Consider the following 17,500-nt stretch of genomic DNA (forward strand, 5'->3'; position numbering starts at 1 on the left):
CCCTGCCCTCGCGCGCGATCCCGATGTTTGCCGTTCCCGTTGAATGATGGTCATCACCATGAACTCGCACGCCACGCTCGGCATCCTCGGCGGCATGGGCCCCGCCGCCGGCATCGACCTCTGCCGCAAGATCGTCGATCAACATCCGGCCCACCGCGATCAGGATCACATCCCATTCATTCTCTACTCGGTTCCCCAGATCCCCGACCGCACCGAGGCGCTATTGCGCGACGGTGCTTCACCGCTGGACGGTATGCTCGACGGCGTTCACGCGCTGGAGCAGTCCGGCGTTGGCTGCATTGCCATTGCCTGCAACACGGCCCATGCCTGGCTTGACGCACTGCGTCATCGAACCCGGCTGCCGGTGCTCGATGTGGTCGAAGCCGTCGCGGGCGAGCTGGCCCAATGCGTCGCGCCGGGCGCGCTCATCGGCCTGATGGCCACCGAAGGCACCCACCACGCCAACGTCTACCGGCCACGGCTCGAAGCGCTGGGCTATCGTTTCGTTCAGGTTGCCGAACCGCTTGCGCACCAGGCGCTCGTGAACGAAGGCATCCGGCTGACCAAGGCCGGGGAGAATCGTCGCGGCGGCGAGGCCCTGGCCATGGCGTTGGAGACCCTGCTGGCAGCCGGCGCGCAACGCGTCATTCTCGGCTGTACGGAAATCCCGGTGGCGCTGGCCACCTGTGAAACACCGCTGGGCCGCTTCGGCCTGGACGCCTCGGCCGCCCTCGCGCGCGCCTGCATCGCCTGGTCGCTCGCGCACGAGACGCCCACGGGAAAATCGCGCCAGTGAATGTCCCGATGTGCGGAAGTGCCATCTGACGGGCAATTCCAAGGAAATACCGGCGGCAGGCCAGCCGCCGCGCAGGAATAATCCCCGATCGCCTTGTCAGAAAAAAACCTACGCGAGAAAACGTGTGGAAAGTGGCATGAATCGGGGATTCCCGCTACCAAATTCGCTGGCGTCTTTGGCTATAATGGCCCACAATCCATCGGACACCTGCCGGACCAAGGTTCGGCCATGAGCGCGTTTGCCTGAACGGGGAAGCACATGGGTCGCAGCGCGCTCGACGTGATGCATGCACAGACAACAACAATGAGTTCAGATCGACTCCCCGCCGGCGTCCCTTTGGTCGAACCTTCGACCTTGGCATCGGCAATCGCCGAGGCTCACGCCGCGGTGCCGGCCCCGGCATTGTCCCGGGCGCTGGTCGAGCTGACCGGCGGCCTCTCGGCGCACGTTGCTGCCGACGGCCGTTTCCTTTTCATTGCCGAAGCCTCCCTGCGCCTGCTGGAATATTCGCGCGAGTACACCGATCACGCCACGCTCTTCGAGCTGACCGGTATCGAAGATGTGCCGACGCTGCAGGATGCCTTCTCCGCCGCCCAGATGCTCGGTCCCCAGCAGTGCACCGTGCGCCTGCTGCGCGGTCTGACGGACCGGGTCTGGATGCGTCTGCGCATTGCCCAGTACACGCCCCGTATCGCCGGAACGAGCGCAACGTTCGTCGTGCACGGCGAGGACATCACCGCGTTCAAGGAAAACGAAGCACGCCTGTCCGATCTGGCGGTGCGCGATGCGGTGACCGGGCTGGGGAATCGTCAGTACATTCATCAATGCATTACCGAAGCCATCCAGCACGCGCGTGAAGGCGGGCCGAACTTTGCCGTCGCCCTGCTCGACCTGGACGGCTTCAAGAAGGTCAACGACTCGCTCGGCCACGACGTGGGCGATCAGCTCCTGTGCGACGCTGGCCAACGCCTGATCGCGCAGATCCGCGAGACGGACATGGCCGCGCGCATGGGCGGCGACGAGTTTGTGCTCGTGCTGCCCGGCTGCGACGACGAACAGGCGCTTGGCGGCATCATGAAGCGCCTGCTCTCGGCGGTGCAGCAACCGTTCCAGATTGGCGACAAGTTGCTGCACCTCACCACGAGCATCGGCGTGTCGTTTTATCCGCGCCATGGCGACTCGGCCGGCCTGCTGATCAAGCACGCCGACGCCGCCATGTACTGCGCGAAGGATCGCGGCCGTAACGGTCTGTTCGTCTATACGGACGATCTGGGCGACTTGCACCGCAAGGCGTTCTCGCTCGAATCGGCAATGTTCGAGGCGATTCACAATGGCGAATTCAGCCTGCACTACCAGCCGATCTGCGATCCGATCTCGCTGAACGTGAAGGGTGTCGAGGCGCTCATGCGCTGGCATCCCGCGCTCGGCCCGGTGTCACCGAACGAATTCATTCCGCTGGCCGAGGCCAATGGCCTGATCAACCTGCTGGGCGGCTGGGCGTTACGCGCCGCCTGCATGCAGCTCGCGCGCTGGGATCGCACCCGGCTCGACGGGCTGTACATGTCGGTCAACGTCTCGGCACAGCAATTTCACCATCCGTCGTTCCCGAGCCTGGTCTGGCAAGCGATTGCCGATTCGGGCGTGGAAGGGCACCGGTTGGTGCTCGAAATTACCGAGAGCGTCCTGATGCGCGACCCGGAACAGGCCAATCTGGTGCTGCGCGAGTTGCAAACGCTGGGCGTGCGCTTCTCCGTCGACGATTTCGGCGCGGGCTACTCGAGCCTGGGATACCTCAAGCGTTTCCCGCTCTCCGCGCTCAAGATCGACCGCAGCTTCGTGAAAGACATGCCCACGTCATCGAATGACCGTACGATTGTGACGGCAGTCCTGGGACTGGCGCGTGAGCTGGGGCTGTCGGCGGTCGCCGAAGGGGTCGAGACAGAAGAACAACGGCAGATGCTGATCGAGCGCGGCTGCCATTCCATCCAGGGCTGGCTGGTGTCGAAGGCCCTGCCTGCGGGAGAACTGGAGGCGGCCTTTGCGAGCGGGCGTCTCAATGTGGATGCCGGCCACTGACCGGATAACCCCGCTACCATGAGCCTGACCAAAGAAAAAACGCTCGAATTGTTGTGGCAGCGCCTGGCTGAGCGCGGCGAATTTCCGTCGCTGCAGCGCTCCGTCAGCGGCATCGTGAGCGCCATGCAAAGCGAGAGCACGAGCACGGCCGACCTGGCGGCGTCGGTGCTATCCGACTTCGCCCTCACCCAGAAAGTGATCCGCCTGGCCAACTCCGCCATGTATGCGCCGTTCGGCTGCAACGTGACGACGGTCTCGCGCGCCATCATGATTCTCGGTGTCGACACGATCGGCCACCTCGCCCTGAGCCTGAAACTGCTCGAGGGTTTCGGTGAAGTCGCCGCACAGCGCGACGACATGGCCCGCGAACTTGCGCGCGCCACGCTCGCCGGGGCGTTCGCCCGTGACATCACCGCCAAGAATGGCATTCGCGACGGCGAGGAAGCCGTAGTCTGCACCTTGCTGCACCATGTCGCACGACTGCTCGTGACCTATTGCTTCCCGGCCGAATGGGGGGAAATCCAGACCCTCGCCGCAGCGCAAGGCATCAGCGACAGCGACGCCTGCGAACAGGTGCTCGCCATCTCGTTCCCGGAGTTGGCCGAAGCGGCGGCCCGCAAGTGGGGCTTGCCGGAGTCGATCGCGACGAGCATGCGTCCGATCGATCTGGAGGGCGACGCCCCGCTCTCGCATAGCGATTGGCTGTGTGCGGTGGCGAACATGTCCAACGAGATGGTGACGGAACTCACGCGCGGGGCCGACCCGGAGCGTCTGGCCGAATTGGCGGAGCGCTATGCCGACCGTCTCGCGCTGGACGTGCGAGACGTGGTGTCCGTGGGCGAAGAAATGGTGCGCGACACGAGCCACCAGGAATTCATTGCGATCAGCACCAAGGCGTCGAGCACGCGCCAGCCGCCGGCGGGCAAGCCGCTGGACTCGGCGCGACGTCTGGCAGACGGTCTCTCGGAAGTGCGGGCCGCCACGGGCGAGACCGACGCGGTCGGTCTGCTCAACCTGACGCTCGAAGCGATCATGCAGTCGCTGGGTTTCGCCAACTGCGCGGCCTTCGTGCGCGTGCCGGCGGGCAAGTCGTTCGAGCTGCGCTTCGGCATCGGCCGCGACGTGCAGCCCGCGCTGGGCCTGTCGTTCCCCGAAGCCTTCGAACCGGACGTCTTCCATCTGGCTCTGACCAACGGCCGCGCGATTCTGATCGACAACGCTCGCGAGCCGCGTATCGTGCCGCGTATTCCGATGTGGCACCGTGAGCATTTCTCGAACGTGAAGTCGTTCTTCCTGCTGCCAGTTCGCCAACGTAACCAGACCGTGGCACTGCTTTACGGCGACTGGGGCGGCACGCTGTGCGCGGGAGGCATCGGCGCGAAGGAGCTGGAATTCCTGCAGCACATGGGCAACGAGATCTCCAGCAAGCTCGATAGCGTGGCACAGCAAAGCGGTGGCGCGGGCATTACCGCCAATGCCGGCGATATGCTCGCCCGCAAGGCCTCCGGCACAACCGGCACACGCTGAGCCGCGCCGCCTTACGGCGTTGTGGCGGGGCGATATCCCGGTATCGCACTGTCGCCGAGATTCATACGTCAGTTGCAATCTTTAGTATTGCGGATTCGATATGATCCTCGGCGCGCGGCCAACGGCCGCCGCACAGCTCGGTACGATTCGCACGCGTCCGAACGCTTCGCGCCCCCTCCCGCCTGTCACGCCCCCGCAACGTCCGAGCCATACGTCGTAAGGCTTTCCGGGAAGTCGCCCGCTGCGGCGCCAACCGGCGTACCCTGTCACGATGCCTCAATTTTTCTCCATGACGCCCCGCCGGGGGGCGAGCACGACGCACCCCACACCATCCGCTCTGCATTTTTGACGGCACTCGCTGCGCCTCGGTAAAAAATTTACGCTCGGTTCCACCATGTAAATCGATTCGTACCGTCGGACCAGGAGAAGACATGACGCAATCTGCTGCTGCACCGGTGCATCCGGTCGACGAGCGCCTGCCGCTCCCCAAGTTGTTCACGCTGGGACTGCAACACGTACTGGTGATGTATGCGGGGGCGGTGGCGGTACCGTTGATCGTCGGCGGTGCGCTCCACATGTCGGTCGATCAGGTCGCGTTTCTGATCAACGCCGATCTGTTCGCCTGCGGGATCGCCACCTTGATCCAGACACTCGGCCTGTGGATCTTCGGCTTGCGTCTGCCGATCATGATGGGGGTGACGTTTACCGCCGTCACGCCGATGATCGCCATCGGCACGAATCCCGATCTCGGGTTGCTCGATATCTATGGCGCGACCATTGCCTCGGGCCTGATCGGCATTCTGATGGCACCGCTCATCGGCAAGCTGCTGCGGCTGTTCCCACCGGTGGTGACCGGGACCGTCATCACGGTGATCGGCATCTCCCTCATGGGCGTGGGCATCAACTGGGCGGCGGGCGGCTTCGGCAATCCCGATTACGGCAATCCGCTCTATCTGGGCGTGTCGTTCGCCGTGCTCCTGTGCATTTTGTTCATCACCAAGTACGTGCGCGGCTTCTTCGCCAACATTGCGGTGCTGCTGGGCATTCTGTTCGGCACGATCGTGGCGATGGCGCTGGGCAAAGTGTCGTTTGCGGGCGTATCCGACGCGCCGTGGTTCGGCTTCGTCATGCCGTTCCATTTCGGCGTGCCACGCTTCGATCCGGTTGCCATTGCGACGATGACGCTGGTCATGCTCGTGACGTTCATCGAATCGACCGGCATGTTCCTGGCGGTGGGCGACATTGTCGGCCGTCCGGTCGACAGGAAGACGCTGGTGCGCGGCTTGCGCGTCGATGGGCTGGGCACGATGATCGGTGGCATCTTCAACACGTTCCCCTACACCTCGTTTTCGCAGAACGTGGGGTTGGTCGGCGTGACCGGGGTGAAGAGCCGCTGGGTGTGTGCCATGGGGGGCCTGATCCTGATCGCGCTGGGCTTGTTTCCGAAGGTGGCACACGTGGTGGCGTCGGTGCCGCAGTTCGTGCTGGGGGGCGCGGGCATCGTGATGTTCGGCATGGTGACGGCCACGGGGGTGAAGATTCTCTCGACGGTGGACCTGTCGAAGAATCGTTACAACCTGTACATCATCGCGATCAGTATTGGCGTGGGGATGATTCCGGTGGCGTCGGACAAGTTCTTCATGAAACTGCCGCATGCACTCGCCCCGTTCTTCCACAGCGGCATTCTGCTCGCGTCGATCAGCGCGGTGCTGCTCAACGCGCACTTCAACGGCCTGCGCAGCGAAGCCGAAGCGAGCGCCCTCGCGCAAGCGGCCGGCAAGCAGGCCGACGCCGCGCATTGAGCAATGGCATGACATCCGTCGACGCGCGACGGCAACGGCTGACGTGTCGTTGGGGGGAGCATCACGCCGTAGCGAGAAGATCCCGGGCACGTCGCTTGATGTCGCGCAGCACATCGGCCATGTTGGCGCGTGCGATCTCGGCATCGTACTGATTTTGCAGATTGAGCCAGCTCTGTGCATCCACGCCGAAGAACGCCCCCAGGCGCAGCGCCGTATCGACGGTAATCGCACGCTTGCCCAGGACAATTTCGTTGATGCGGCGAGGCGGCACGTCAATGGCCCTCGCCAGCGCATATTGAGAAAGCCCCATCGGGCCCAGCCAGTCCTGCGCGAGAATCTCGCCCGGCGTCGCCAGGGGTACTTGTCGGGTCATCTTCGGCCTCCGTCGACCTTTAGCAGAATCCGCAGAATTATCGGAACGCGCCCGCCCATCCGATCAGTGGTAATCCACGATCTCGACGTCCGAGGCGTTGCCCGCGTCGAAGCGAAAACACAAGCGCCACTGATCGTTGATACGAATGCTGTACTGCCCCAGGCGATTTCCTCTCAGCGCCTCGAGCCGGTTACCCGGCAGTGCGCGCGAGAAAGCGAGTGTCGCGGCGGCATGCAATTGCTGAAGCTTGCGCATGGCGGGGGGCCGGAGACACCCCATCCTATCGAAGTCCCCTTAGTGAAAGTTCCGACTCGAGATCGTGAGTTCGCCGAGCATCGACGAGAGATCGACCAGACGATGCGCCACCAGATGGGTCACGCGCTCCTCGCGTTGCCATACCCCTTCCACCCCCAATAAGGACGACGCCAGCAACGCCGTGCGCTGCGATTCGACCAGATCGGGCCAGACAATCACGTTGATGACGCCCGTTTCGTCTTCCAGCGAGACGAAGACCGTGCCATTGGCCGTGCCCGGGCGCTGCCGTCCCGTCACAATGCCCGCCGTGCGCACCCGGCGCCCGTGCACGCCCTCGGTCTGCAAATCCCTCGCCGTTCGCACCCGCATCCGGGTGAGCGTCTCGCGCAACAGCAGCAGCGGGTGACGCCGCAGCGTCAGCCCCGTGCTTGCGTAATCGGCCACGATGTCCTGCCCCTCGGCCATCGGCGGCAGCGCCACCTGCTCGTCGGCACTGCCCGGCACCGCGTCGCGCAGCACCGTCGCCCCCAGCAGCGGCGTGGGTGGCTGCCATGCGGCGACCGCCCAGCGCGCCTGCCGCCGACCGCCGAGCAACGCCGACAGCGCGTCGGCAGCCGCCAGGGCGTCGAGGTCCCGACGTGACAACGCAGTCCGCGCGGTCAGATCGTCGATGTCGGTAAACGGTCGCTGCCGACGCGCACGCTCGATCGCGCGCGCCCCGTCGTCGGACAAGCCCTTGACCAGCGACAGCCCTAGCCGCACCGCCGGCCGGCGGGCATTGCCGTACCGCCCGATGCGCGCCTCGGGACGCGACTCGACATCGCTCACGCAAACGTCGACCGCGCGCACCTCGACATGATGCCGTCGCGCATCCTGCACCAGCTGCGACGCCGAATAGAATCCCATCGGCAAACTGTTGAGCAACCCGCACAGGAACATCTCCGGTGCATGACACTTGAGCCACGCACTCGCATAGGCGAGCAGTGCGAAGCTTGCCGCATGACTCTCCGGAAAACCGTACTCGCCAAAGCCCTCGATCTGGCGGCAGATGGCCTCGGCAAACTCGCGCGGATAGCCGTTTTTCAGCATCCCGTCGATGATGCGGGTCTGGAATTTCTCGAGCCCGCCCTTGCGTTTCCAGGCCGCCATCGAACGACGCAACTGATCGGCATCGCCGGCCGAGAAATCGGCGGCGATCATCGCGATCTGCATCACCTGCTCCTGAAAGATCGGCACGCCCAGCGTGCGCTCGAGCGCCGCCTTGATCTCCTCGCGCGGATAGACCACGTCCTCCTTGCCCTGCTTGCGACGCAGATACGGATGCACCATCCCGCCCTGAATCGGCCCCGGCCGCACGATCGCCACCTCGATCACCAGGTCGTAGAACTTGTCCGGCTTCAAGCGCGGCAACATGCTCATCTGCGCACGCGACTCGATCTGGAAGACACCCACGGTATCGGCACGACGAATCATGCCGTACGTCGCCGGATCGTCGCGCGGAATGTCCGCCAGCGAGATCGGCTCACCGCGCCATTCCCCCAGCAGATCGAGCGTGCGGCGCAACGCGCTCAGCATGCCGAGCGCCAGCACATCGACCTTGAGCAGCTTGAGCGTCTCGATATCGTCCTTGTCCCACTGAATGACGTAACGCTTGTCCATCGCCGCCGGCGCAATCGGCACCAGGCGCGAGAGCTTGTCGCGCGAAATCACGAAACCGCCCACGTGCTGCGACAAATGCCGGGGAAAGCCGATCAGCCGGGCGACCAGATCCGCCCATAGCCGCGTGGTCGGGGCGTCGGGCGACAACCCTTGTGCCGCCATGCGCGCGAGCAGATTCTCGCGACCGTCCCACCACTGCTGACTCTGCGCGACCTGCTCGACAATCGACAGATCGATGCCCAGCGCCCGCCCCGTGTCGCGCACCGCACTGCGCATGCGATACGAAATCACCGTCGCAGCCAGCGCCGCCCGGTCGGTGCCGTACTTGTCGTAGATGTACTGGATCACCTCTTCGCGCCGCTGATGCTCGAAGTCCACATCGATATCGGGCGGCTCGTTGCGCTCCTTCGACAGAAAACGCCCGAACAGCACCTGCACCTCGTCAGGATTGACCGCCGTGATTCCCAGGCAATAGCACACCGCCGAGTTGGCCGCCGACCCGCGCCCCTGGCACAGGATGTTCTGGCTGCGGGCGAAACGCACGATGTCGTAGACCGTCAGGAAATACGGCTCGTACGCCAGCTCCCGGATCAGCGTCAGTTCGCTTTCGATGAGACGACGCACCTTCTGCGGTACCCCGTTCGGATAGCGCCGCGCCGCGCCGGCCTCGACTTCCTGATGCAAATACGTCACCGGCGTATGCCCGGCGGGCACCAGTTCCTCGGGATACTCGTAACGCAGGCTGCGCAGATCGAAATGGCAACGCGAGGCGATGGCAATCGTTTGCGCCAGGGCGTCCGGCGGATAGAGCCACGCGAGCCGCAACCGCGTGCGTAGATGCTGCTCCGCATTGGCGGCGAGCGCCAATCCGCAGGCCTGCACCGGCTTGCCCAGTCCAATGGCGGTGAGCGTGTCCTGCAACGGCTTGCGCGAGCGCACATGCATGAGGACATGGCCGGTGGCGACGAGCGGCACGTCGCACTCGGCGGAGATCGCCCGCAGCCGGGCCAGATGCGCGTCGTCGTCGGCTCGGTGATGGCGTTCGAGCGCGAGCCACACGCGTCCTTCGCCGAACGTCTGTGCCGCCCAGCGGGTTTGGGCCAGCGTGCGCTCGGGACTCGCGCCGGTCTCCGGCACCAGGATCATCAGGCACCCCGGCAGACCCCGCAGATGCGCCTGCCCGGTTGCCGGCGCGCTGAAGTCTCGCGCGTGCAACCGATAACCGCGCTTCGGGCCGCGCATGCGACCGAGTGTAATCATCTCGGAAAGATTGCCGTAGCCTTCGCGGTGCTGCGCAAGCGCGACCAGATGCACACTGCCCAGCGCGGCTGCGCTGTCCTCGGGCGTCAGACGAAACTCGCTGCCCACGATCAACGACACCGACGGATACTGCACCGCCTCGGCCAGTGCGCGAACGACACCGGCCAGCGAGCACTCGTCGGTCATCGCCAGCGCGGTGTAGCCCAGGTGCGCGGCCCGCGCGATCAGTTCCTCCGGATGCGACGCGCCACGCTGGAACGAGAAATTCGACAGGCAGTGCAGTTCGGCATAGGCAGGCAGGCTGCCGTCGTCGGCCGCACGCGGATCGGGGGGCGCCGCCGGATCGGCGCCGGCCGCGTCGGCACGCTCATCATTGGCGGCCAGCCCTTCGGTCGGGCCTTGCCACGGCAGGAAATCGTCGACATTCATCGCACAGCGGACCCGCCGGACTCAGCCGAACAGGCCATGCAAGTACCACGCGGCATCCGCCCCATTCACGGGCCGCTCGCGAAACACCCACAACAACGCCCCCGTGATATCGGCCGCAATGAAGTAGTCGCGCGTGACGGTGCCTGGCTCCCACCAGCCGGCTTCGATACGCTCAGGACCGCTCATCAGTTGTAGCGGCCCCTGCCGCCACGGGCGCTCCTGACGTACGCCGAGGCGCTGCGGTACATCGAGCAGCCACGCCGGGCGCGGCGGCAACAGGGACTCGCCATCGGGCCGATGACCGACCGCGCCGGACATCGTGCCGTGGGAGGCATGGGAAGGATTGCCGGACGCCCCATACGGCAAGCTGACGAACGCCGCCTCGGGCCGGTGATCGCCACGCACCTGCAAACGCCGCACGTGCTCGTCGCCCAACCGCGCCGCCACACGCTCCATCAGTTGCACAAAATCCTGCCGGGCGCGGCCCGGCTCCGGCAGGAGCGAGCCGCTTTGCGGCACATGGGGCGCCGTCTGCGTGACATCGAGCCGCAACGTCAGCACCGGGGCCACCAGTGGCGAGCGGGCCAGCCGCTCCTTGCACAACGACAGCAAGTGCGCGGGCGCCGCACTCGCTTCGGCAAGACGGATGTCGAAACGCGTCGGTGCCAGCGTTTGCCGCCCGAGCGGCTCATGCTCGAGCACCAGCGCGAGCGCGCGCGTGGCCAGTTGCCCGGCGGCCAGCCATCCCGTGAGTTGGGCGAGCAGACGGCGCAGACCGAAGAGCAGCACATCCACGTCATGCGTGAGCGATGGCAGCGGCAGCACCGCCTCGAAATGGGGCGGGGCGCGATACCAGGCGGGGGCCTCCGGCGTCTCGCCATAGGCCCGGGAAAGCGCAGCGGGCAGTTCCGCACCGCAGCGGCGCCGCACGCCCGCAGCAGGCAGCGCGCGCAGTTCGCCCAACGTCACACAGCCGATTTGCGCGAGCCAGTCGAGCCACGGCTGCGCCTCGGGCAACAAGGCGACCGAGCGGGAATCGAGGGATTGCGGCAGCGTCATCGGCGTCGGTGGTGTCGGTGGCAACCGCGGCGGCCGACAAGGAGTACCGGCACGCGCGAGCAGCGCCGCCGCGCTGGCCGTGGCGGCAAGGCCCAACGACGCCCGGTGCCCGAGCGCCTCGGCACTCTCAAACACCTGCGCCGCCAGCGATGCCAGACCGCCAAACAGGCGCAGGCTCGGTGCCACGTCGATCAGCACGCATTGTGGCGAGGCGATCGCAACGTCGGGGCCGAAGCGCAGCAAGGCCAGCGCCAGCGCCTCGAGCGCGACCGTCTCGGCCGCTTCGTCGCGATCGTGGAATCGCGCCTGCGGCAATAGCGCCAGCACGCCGCCACGGCGCATGCCGGGTTGCACGCCGGCTGCCTGCGCCGCCTCACTCGCCTGCCAGACACGCGACTGCGCCAGCACGACCGTTGTGTCGGTCAGCGTGTCAGCCGGTGTGAGCGGAGAGGCGATCTCGAGCGCCAGATAGGGCAGATGCAGGGCGATCCAGCAAGCCATGCGAGACTCCGGAAACAGAAACCAAAGGCACCGTGGACGGTGTGGACGAAGGTGCCGGACCAGGCCCGACAGGCCCCGGCCGCGCATCGTCGGCCGCGCCCGTCACCGGTTGCGAGACATGCGCATACGGCGCGGGCAACGTCAGCCAGAGCGGTTCGAGACGCGGCGGCCCCCGCCGCTTGTGAAACTGCACGCCGAGACGACTCCCCGGCCCAACGGCAAGCCCCAGTCGCAACGGTGCCGCCGAGGCGGTCGCGACGGCGGCGGGCCCTCGCACCACCCAGGTCAGCGTCTCGCCGCCACCGGCCGCGACCTGAAGCCGCCGGATCTGCTCGGGCGTCGCGGCCGGAAGCCAGGTGAGCACCGCCCCGCAGCACGCGCTTTTGAGGGCCTGCTCGGCACACCAGAGCATGTCGCGATCCTCCGCCTTCAGGCCGCGTGTGCCGCGCGCCCGAGGCGCCTGACGTGCCGGACTCACCGGACGCATCACGACACTGAGCCAGCGCAGATCGATGCCCCATCCCGCCAGCGCCGGGGCATATGGCAGCATCGGCGGCGCAATCACCATCACCGGCTGGCCCGCCTGCGTGAGATCGCGTAGCGTCGGGGCCAGCAACCGCCATTCACCGATGCCCGGACGCTCGCTCAGCAACTCCGTCACCGCACCATGCGGCCACCCGGCGCCGGGCAGCTCGGCGTCCAGCGCGGCAAAACCCGTGGTGTGGCCAGCACGGTGGCAATGCGCCAGTTCACTGGCGCGCCACAGCCCGGCAGGCAAAGAGGAAAGTGGCAGGGTCATCGCGCACCCAAAATACTGTATGAATGTACAGTATAGCAGTTCATCTGCCACCGCCGTGATATCCGTGACCTTGCCGCCGCCATGATCGCGCTTGCGGGCAGGCGCCGGCCCGGCTACCGTTGGCGTCATCGACCGATCTCCTTTTCTCATGCCGCTGCCGACCACCGCCACTGCGCCCTTCTGTCCTTCCGAAGTCAAAGGCAGCATCGTCATCGACGCACGCGAACCCCGCTGGATCAAACTCAAGCGTTTTGCCGGCCCGGGCCTGCTCGTCGCCATCGGCTATATGGACCCCGGCAACTGGGCGACGGACATCCAGGCCGGATCGCAATTCGGCTATTCGCTGCTCTGGGTGGTGGCGCTCTCCAGCCTTGCCGCCATCTTTCTCCAGATGCTCGCTGCCCGGCTGGGACTGGTCGCCGGGCGCGACCTCGCGCAGGCGAGCTACGAGCGCTACGGGCGGGCGGGACGACTCGTCCAGTGGATCACCGCCGAGATCTCGATCGTCGCCTGCGATATCGCCGAAGTCCTGGGCTGTGCGCTCGCCTTCAAGCTATTGCTGGGGGTGCCGATCGCCTGGGGCATCGTCCTCACCGCGCTCGACACGATGATCGTGCTCGGCCTGCAGGGCAAAGGCTTCCGTCAGATCGAAGCCATTGTCTTCGGCTTGATCGGCACGATGGCGCTGTGCTTCGTCGCGCAAGTGGTCATGGTGCCGCCCGATTGGCATGCGGTGGCCGCCGGTCTCATGCCGGGTGCGCCCAGCCACGACCGGCACGATGCCCTCGTGCTGGCGCTCGGCATCGTCGGTGCCACGATCATGCCGCACAATCTGTACCTGCATTCGTCGGTCGTGCAGACGCGGCGGGTGGTCGGCGGCAAACGCGGCGACGTGCGCGACACCCTCGCGCTGGTGCGCATCGACACATGGGTCTCGCTCGCGCTCGCCATGTGCGTGAATGCGGCCATTCTGATACTGGCGGGTTCGGTATTTCACGCCAGCGGCCAGACCAACGTCACCGATATCGAGCAGGCATATCGGCTCATCACGCCGCTTGCGGGCGGCGCCGCGGCCTTCCTGTTCGGCATCGCCCTGCTTGCGTCGGGACAAAGTTCCACGCTCACCGGGACGATCGCCGGGCAAGTCATCATGGACGGATTTCTGCACGCCCGGATCCCCTGCTATCAGCGTCGTCTGATCACGCGCGGGCTGGCGCTCGTGCCCGCGCTGATCGGCGTGCTGTGGCTCGGCGACGGCGCCGTGGGCAAGCTGCTGGTATGGAGTCAGGTGCTGCTCAGTCTGCAACTGCCGTTCGCCATGTGGCCGCTCATCCGCTCGGTGAGCGACCCGCGCGTGATGAACGGCAACACGCTCGGGCGTCCCGCACAGGCGCTCGCGTGGGGCCTCTTCGCGGTCATCACCGCCACTAACCTGCTGCTCATCGTCGGGTTGGACTGAGGTCGCGCAAACGGCGACGCGACGCGCGTCAGCGTCATCGTCGCCATGCCCGCCGGCTTTACAGCCCGAGTTCGGTCAATCCCGGATGATCGTCGGGACGGCGCCCCTGCGGCCAATGGAACAGGCGCTCGCCTTCGGTGATGCGCGAGTCGTTGATGCTGGCATGGCGCTCGGCCATAAGCCCTTGCGCGTCGAACGCCCAGTTTTCGTTGCCATACGAACGGAACCAACTGCCCGAATCGTCTCGCCATTCGTAAGCGAACCGCACCGCGATGCGATTCTCGGTAAACGCCCACAGTTCCTTGATTAGCCGGTAGTCGAGTTCGCGTTGCCATTTACGCGTCAGGAATTCGACGATCTGTTCACGGCCACGCGGAAATTCGGCCCGATTGCGCCAGCGGCTGTCGACCGTATAGGCCAACGCAACCCGTGCAGGATCGCGCGAGTTCCAGCCGTCCTCGGCCATACGAATCTTCTGAATTGCAGTCTCACGCGTGAATGGCGGAAACGGCGGGCGGGCTTCACTGTCGGCCATGACAACACTCCTATCGAAAGTACGAGGGGAAAGCCGTGCGAGTGTATCGCCAAGCTGCGCTTGGCGCTTGGCGCAGCGGCGCGCATACCTCCGTCGACGCACTAACACGACGACGAGTCGTTCCGCCAGAACGACCTGACCGTAGCCGGCGACATCCACCAGGTCAGTCCGGCCAAGCTGCGCGAGATCTTCGGGGACGAGGCGATGGGTTGCTCACCGCGCGCCCCGGACGGCACGCATCTGTGCAGACGCCCGCTTGTCGCCTATAGTAATAGCGCATCATCTGGACCGATAGCGACACCGCGTCTCAATGCGGGACGATAACGTCTGACGGCACGCACGACCGATCGCGACGCGTGTTCCGTCGGCCTGCACGCAACATTGGCAGGCTTCGTCCGGGAGTCATCATGGTCCGCCGCTTCACTTCCCCCGCCACGGCATTCCTTGCTACCGGCCTGCTCGCACTGTCGTCGTTCGCCCACGCGGACCCGATGCATCTCTCCGATATCAAGAGTGCCAGCGGTCAGCAACTCAGTGTCGACGAATTGCGCTCGCTCATGCCCGGCGCGCACATCACCCACCTCGCCAACAACGGCAGTACGCGCAAATGGATCAACGACACCAATGGGTCGCTCAATGCCACGAGCGACAACAAGGGCAGCATCGGGTCGGGTAGCCGCGCGAACCAGGTCGCTCACGCCACCGGCACGTGGTCGGTCAACGACAACGGTTCGTATTGCGTGAACCTCGAATGGCGCGCGATGACCGAGAACTGGTGCCGCTTCATGTTCAAGGTCGGTGACAAGTACTACGGTGTGACCTCGCTCGCCAACGGCGCGGCGCTCGCCACCGAGTTCAGAATCGAGAAATAGACACGTTCCGCCGGGGTACGGCGAAAGCGAAGGACGAAAGGGCAGGACATTAACGACAAAGCCCGCCAAAGTGGCGGGCTTGCACTCGCCAACCCCGAAACCGCAGGGATTGGCATCCGGACTCACGGTTGGGCGCCGTCGCACGCCATCGCATGGATGACGGGGATCGCCCGCTGTGACGATCGACTTGCCTGATTGCGCCAGCGACGACCGTTCGTCCGGAGGGACTTGCTACAAACTTGCTTAGTAACCGGCGGTTTCGAGCGCGCGGATACGTTGTTCCAACTCAATGATGTCCTTCGACTCAGCCAGGAACGCTTCGCGACGACGACGCTCAGCCGTTTCAAACCAAGTGTTCACGACTTCAAACAGGGCGGCAACCATGATGTTTCTCCAATTCATTTAGTGTGCTGCATTGCAGCAGTGCTTCGCATTGTATAGGGTTTTCCCGTTAAGGGTTAGCCCCTATTTGCGAAAAACATCAAAAATCTGCTAGAGGCTCACTTCGAATCCAGTCAATTCGTGAAAATTCTATTTAAAATCAAATACATATTCGGCTGTCGACGTAACGCAACACCCGCTGCGGCATGCTGTCGCAGCGGGCGAATCAAAATTCAGGAAACAAAAAAAGCGCCGTCATTGCGGCGCGTCATAGGGGATATCGGGCGTCAGCCGGTCATGTCGACTTCATGTGTTAGGGCTGGGGGACGTGACGGATCTGCCCCTCGCTGTCACTGACCGAGCCGCCTGCCGACGCCGGGGCATCGGTGCCGGTTGCGGCGTCTGAGGCTGTGGCCGACTGCGCCGGACCGCACGACGCTATCGCGCTCGCGAAACGCGCCCCCTTGCCGCCCAGGTCACCGGGAAGGTCAGCGGCAGCGATCCCCTCGAGTATCGGGCAGTCTGGACGATCATCACCGTGACAGTGCATGGCGAGATGAGAGAGCGTGTCGCGCATGGCCACCAATTCACCGATGCGTTGGTTGAGTTCATCGACATGGGTTTGCGCCAACGCCTTCACCTGCGCGCTGGATCGGTCTCGATCCTGCCATAGTGCCAGCAGTTGACGGATCTGATCGATCCCAAAACCCAGCCGCCTCGCCTGGCGAATGAAGCGAAGCAGATGGAGATCCGGCTCGCCATATCGCCGGTAACCCGCCTCGGAGCGGGGACTCGGGGGCATCAGGCCGATACTTTCGTAGTACCGGATCATCTTGGCCGTGACGCCGCTGGCCTGCGCCGCTTGTCCGATGTTCATGGCTGCCTCACTGGGGGGAACGAGGGTTGAACGACGGGAGTGGAGGAACCGCTCATCGTCCTGTTGGCGTCCGACGGCACAAGTCGGGCGCTGATCGGTGAATGATCGGAAATCCGTGACCAGGGACGCCCGTGTAAAACCTGCGCCCCTTCGATATGAAAGCCTCGTGCGTAAATGCGGTCAAGTCGTAAAAGCGGCAATCCGCTCGGAAAACTGCGCGCCGGACGCCCCCCGCGGTTCTGAAACACCTCGGTCAGCGCCAAGCGTTCCGCCAGCAACCGGTCTGCCTGATTGCTCCAGTCATTGAAGTCACCCGCGATAATCAACGGCGCATCGGCGGGAATAGCGTCGGCCACACGCTCCGTCAACATTTCGAACTGGCGACGGCGACCATGTCCGGCCAACGACAAATGCACACACAGGCAATGCAGCGGCTGCTTCAGACCCGGCACGGCAATCTCGCAGTGAAGCATGCCGCGCTTCTCAAAACTATAGGTTGTGATGTCGTGGTTGTCCGACCTGACGATCGGATAACGGCTCAGAATCGCATTGCCATGATGCCCCTGTTCATAGACGACATTGCGCCCATACGCGTGATCGCGCCACATGGCGCCGGCCAGAAACTCGTGTTGCGGCTGCACCGGCCAATTCCTGTGACGCACCGCATGCCCCTGATGCAGGCCCTGCACTTCCTGCAAGAAGACCAGATCCGGCGCAAGCCCTTCCAAGCCGGCACGCAGTTCGTGAACACGCAGACGGTTGAATGCGGAAAAGCCCTTGTGGATGTTGTAACTTGCGATATGGAGGCTATTCATGTTCGGCAGGATTCATTCCGCGCCG

General features: G+C 64.9%; 14 protein-coding genes and 2 pseudogenes. 7 read left to right on the forward strand and 9 right to left on the reverse strand.

The annotated features are described in order from the left end of the window. The first annotated feature begins 46 nt into the window (after nucleotides 1–46). From OYT13_RS16380 to OYT13_RS16395, 4 genes are all read left to right on the forward strand, one after another. A complete protein-coding gene (locus tag OYT13_RS16380) occupies nucleotides 47–796 on the forward strand; it encodes an aspartate/glutamate racemase family protein (protein WP_017231795.1) in 750 nt (249 codons plus the stop codon). Between the two features lie 354 nt (nucleotides 797–1,150). Beyond that, nucleotides 1,151–2,872, forward strand: coding sequence for a putative bifunctional diguanylate cyclase/phosphodiesterase (locus tag OYT13_RS16385; RefSeq protein ID WP_198288636.1), 1,722 nt, complete (start codon nucleotides 1,151–1,153; stop codon nucleotides 2,870–2,872). A gap of 18 nt (nucleotides 2,873–2,890) precedes the next feature. After that, nucleotides 2,891–4,399: an HDOD domain-containing protein gene (locus OYT13_RS16390; RefSeq protein ID WP_017231793.1), complete on the forward strand. Its 1,509-nt coding sequence runs from the start codon at nucleotides 2,891–2,893 to the stop codon at nucleotides 4,397–4,399. A gap of 431 nt (nucleotides 4,400–4,830) precedes the next feature. After that, nucleotides 4,831–6,201, forward strand: coding sequence for a nucleobase:cation symporter-2 family protein (locus tag OYT13_RS16395; protein WP_017231792.1), 1,371 nt, complete (start codon nucleotides 4,831–4,833; stop codon nucleotides 6,199–6,201). A gap of 61 nt (nucleotides 6,202–6,262) precedes the next feature. On the opposite strand, the gene OYT13_RS16400 is transcribed toward OYT13_RS16395, so the two are convergent. From OYT13_RS16400 to imuA, 5 genes and pseudogenes are all read right to left on the reverse strand, one after another. After that, nucleotides 6,263–6,574: a HigA family addiction module antitoxin gene (locus OYT13_RS16400; RefSeq protein ID WP_017231791.1), complete on the reverse strand. Its 312-nt coding sequence runs from the start codon at nucleotides 6,572–6,574 to the stop codon at nucleotides 6,263–6,265. Between the two features lie 63 nt (nucleotides 6,575–6,637). Beyond that, nucleotides 6,638–6,835 (reverse strand): annotated as a pseudogene (locus OYT13_RS16405) (type II toxin-antitoxin system RelE/ParE family toxin); the annotation flags it as partial. A gap of 33 nt (nucleotides 6,836–6,868) precedes the next feature. Beyond that, nucleotides 6,869–10,177 (reverse strand): error-prone DNA polymerase, encoded by a 3,309-nt coding sequence (locus tag OYT13_RS16410; protein WP_268566623.1) that lies wholly within the window; start codon nucleotides 10,175–10,177, stop codon nucleotides 6,869–6,871. A 21-nt stretch (nucleotides 10,178–10,198) separates the two neighbouring features. Then, on the reverse strand, nucleotides 10,199–11,737 hold the full coding sequence (locus tag OYT13_RS16415) for a Y-family DNA polymerase (protein ID WP_268566624.1): 1,539 nt from the start codon (nucleotides 11,735–11,737) through the stop codon (nucleotides 10,199–10,201). Then, a complete protein-coding gene (gene imuA / locus OYT13_RS16420) occupies nucleotides 11,667–12,665 on the reverse strand; it encodes a translesion DNA synthesis-associated protein ImuA (protein ID WP_261938207.1) in 999 nt (332 codons plus the stop codon). The genes OYT13_RS16415 and imuA overlap by 71 nt, the downstream gene beginning before the upstream one ends. 19 nt (nucleotides 12,666–12,684) lie before the next feature. Between imuA and OYT13_RS16425 the strand changes: the two genes are divergently transcribed. Further along, a complete protein-coding gene (locus tag OYT13_RS16425) occupies nucleotides 12,685–13,995 on the forward strand; it encodes an Nramp family divalent metal transporter (protein WP_268566625.1) in 1,311 nt (436 codons plus the stop codon). A 58-nt stretch (nucleotides 13,996–14,053) separates the two neighbouring features. Here the strand turns inward: OYT13_RS16425 and OYT13_RS16430 are convergent, their stop codons facing one another. Then, nucleotides 14,054–14,530: a nuclear transport factor 2 family protein gene (locus OYT13_RS16430; protein WP_017234183.1), complete on the reverse strand. Its 477-nt coding sequence runs from the start codon at nucleotides 14,528–14,530 to the stop codon at nucleotides 14,054–14,056. A 153-nt stretch (nucleotides 14,531–14,683) separates the two neighbouring features. Between OYT13_RS16430 and OYT13_RS25305 the strand changes: the two genes are divergently transcribed. Both OYT13_RS25305 and OYT13_RS16440 read left to right on the forward strand, forming a co-directional pair. After that, entirely contained in the window at nucleotides 14,684–14,854 is a 171-nt protein-coding gene (locus tag OYT13_RS25305) for a hypothetical protein (protein WP_442796497.1), read from the forward strand. Between the two features lie 83 nt (nucleotides 14,855–14,937). After that, a complete protein-coding gene (locus OYT13_RS16440; protein WP_017234184.1) occupies nucleotides 14,938–15,402 on the forward strand; it encodes a DUF995 domain-containing protein in 465 nt (154 codons plus the stop codon). 243 nt (nucleotides 15,403–15,645) lie between these two features. Here the strand turns inward: OYT13_RS16440 and OYT13_RS16445 are convergent, their stop codons facing one another. The 3 genes and pseudogenes from OYT13_RS16445 to OYT13_RS16455 all read right to left on the reverse strand — a co-directional run bounded on the left by OYT13_RS16445 (nucleotide 15,646) and on the right by OYT13_RS16455 (nucleotide 17,475). Further along, complete coding sequence (locus OYT13_RS16445) at nucleotides 15,646–15,786, reverse strand: DUF3563 family protein (protein WP_017234185.1); 141 nt, start codon at nucleotides 15,784–15,786, stop codon at nucleotides 15,646–15,648. A gap of 484 nt (nucleotides 15,787–16,270) precedes the next feature. Then, nucleotides 16,271–16,660 (reverse strand): annotated as a pseudogene (gene cueR, locus OYT13_RS16450) (Cu(I)-responsive transcriptional regulator); the annotation flags it as partial. Continuing rightward, nucleotides 16,657–17,475: an endonuclease/exonuclease/phosphatase family protein gene (locus OYT13_RS16455; RefSeq protein WP_268566626.1), complete on the reverse strand. Its 819-nt coding sequence runs from the start codon at nucleotides 17,473–17,475 to the stop codon at nucleotides 16,657–16,659. The pseudogene cueR and the gene OYT13_RS16455, both read right to left, overlap by 4 nt. Between the last annotated feature and the right edge of the window lie 25 nt (nucleotides 17,476–17,500).

The sequence above is a fragment of the Pandoraea sp. XJJ-1 genome, assembly GCF_026802345.1.
In the GTDB taxonomy this organism is placed as follows: Bacteria; Pseudomonadota; Gammaproteobacteria; order Burkholderiales; family Burkholderiaceae; genus Pandoraea; species Pandoraea cepalis.

Excerpts from the sequence above, each read along its gene's own strand:
- OYT13_RS16440 (WP_017234184.1), top strand. The coding sequence starts at position 14,938 with ATGGTCCGCCGCTTCACTTCCCCCGCCACGGCATTCCTTGCTACCGGC.
- OYT13_RS16425 (WP_268566625.1), top strand. The coding sequence starts at position 12,685 with ATGCCGCTGCCGACCACCGCCACTGCGCCCTTCTGTCCTTCCGAAGTC.
- OYT13_RS16455 (WP_268566626.1), bottom strand. The coding sequence starts at position 17,475 with ATGAATAGCCTCCATATCGCAAGTTACAACATCCACAAGGGCTTTTCC.
- OYT13_RS16445 (WP_017234185.1), bottom strand. The coding sequence starts at position 15,786 with ATGGTTGCCGCCCTGTTTGAAGTCGTGAACACTTGGTTTGAAACGGCT.
- OYT13_RS16380 (WP_017231795.1), top strand. The coding sequence starts at position 47 with ATGGTCATCACCATGAACTCGCACGCCACGCTCGGCATCCTCGGCGGC.
- OYT13_RS16410 (WP_268566623.1), bottom strand. The coding sequence starts at position 10,177 with ATGAATGTCGACGATTTCCTGCCGTGGCAAGGCCCGACCGAAGGGCTG.
- OYT13_RS16395 (WP_017231792.1), top strand. The coding sequence starts at position 4,831 with ATGACGCAATCTGCTGCTGCACCGGTGCATCCGGTCGACGAGCGCCTG.
- OYT13_RS16390 (WP_017231793.1), top strand. The coding sequence starts at position 2,891 with ATGAGCCTGACCAAAGAAAAAACGCTCGAATTGTTGTGGCAGCGCCTG.
- OYT13_RS16400 (WP_017231791.1), bottom strand. The coding sequence starts at position 6,574 with ATGACCCGACAAGTACCCCTGGCGACGCCGGGCGAGATTCTCGCGCAG.
- imuA (WP_261938207.1), bottom strand. The coding sequence starts at position 12,665 with ATGACGCCAACGGTAGCCGGGCCGGCGCCTGCCCGCAAGCGCGATCAT.
- OYT13_RS16415 (WP_268566624.1), bottom strand. The coding sequence starts at position 11,737 with ATGGCTTGCTGGATCGCCCTGCATCTGCCCTATCTGGCGCTCGAGATC.
- OYT13_RS16430 (WP_017234183.1), bottom strand. The coding sequence starts at position 14,530 with ATGGCCGACAGTGAAGCCCGCCCGCCGTTTCCGCCATTCACGCGTGAG.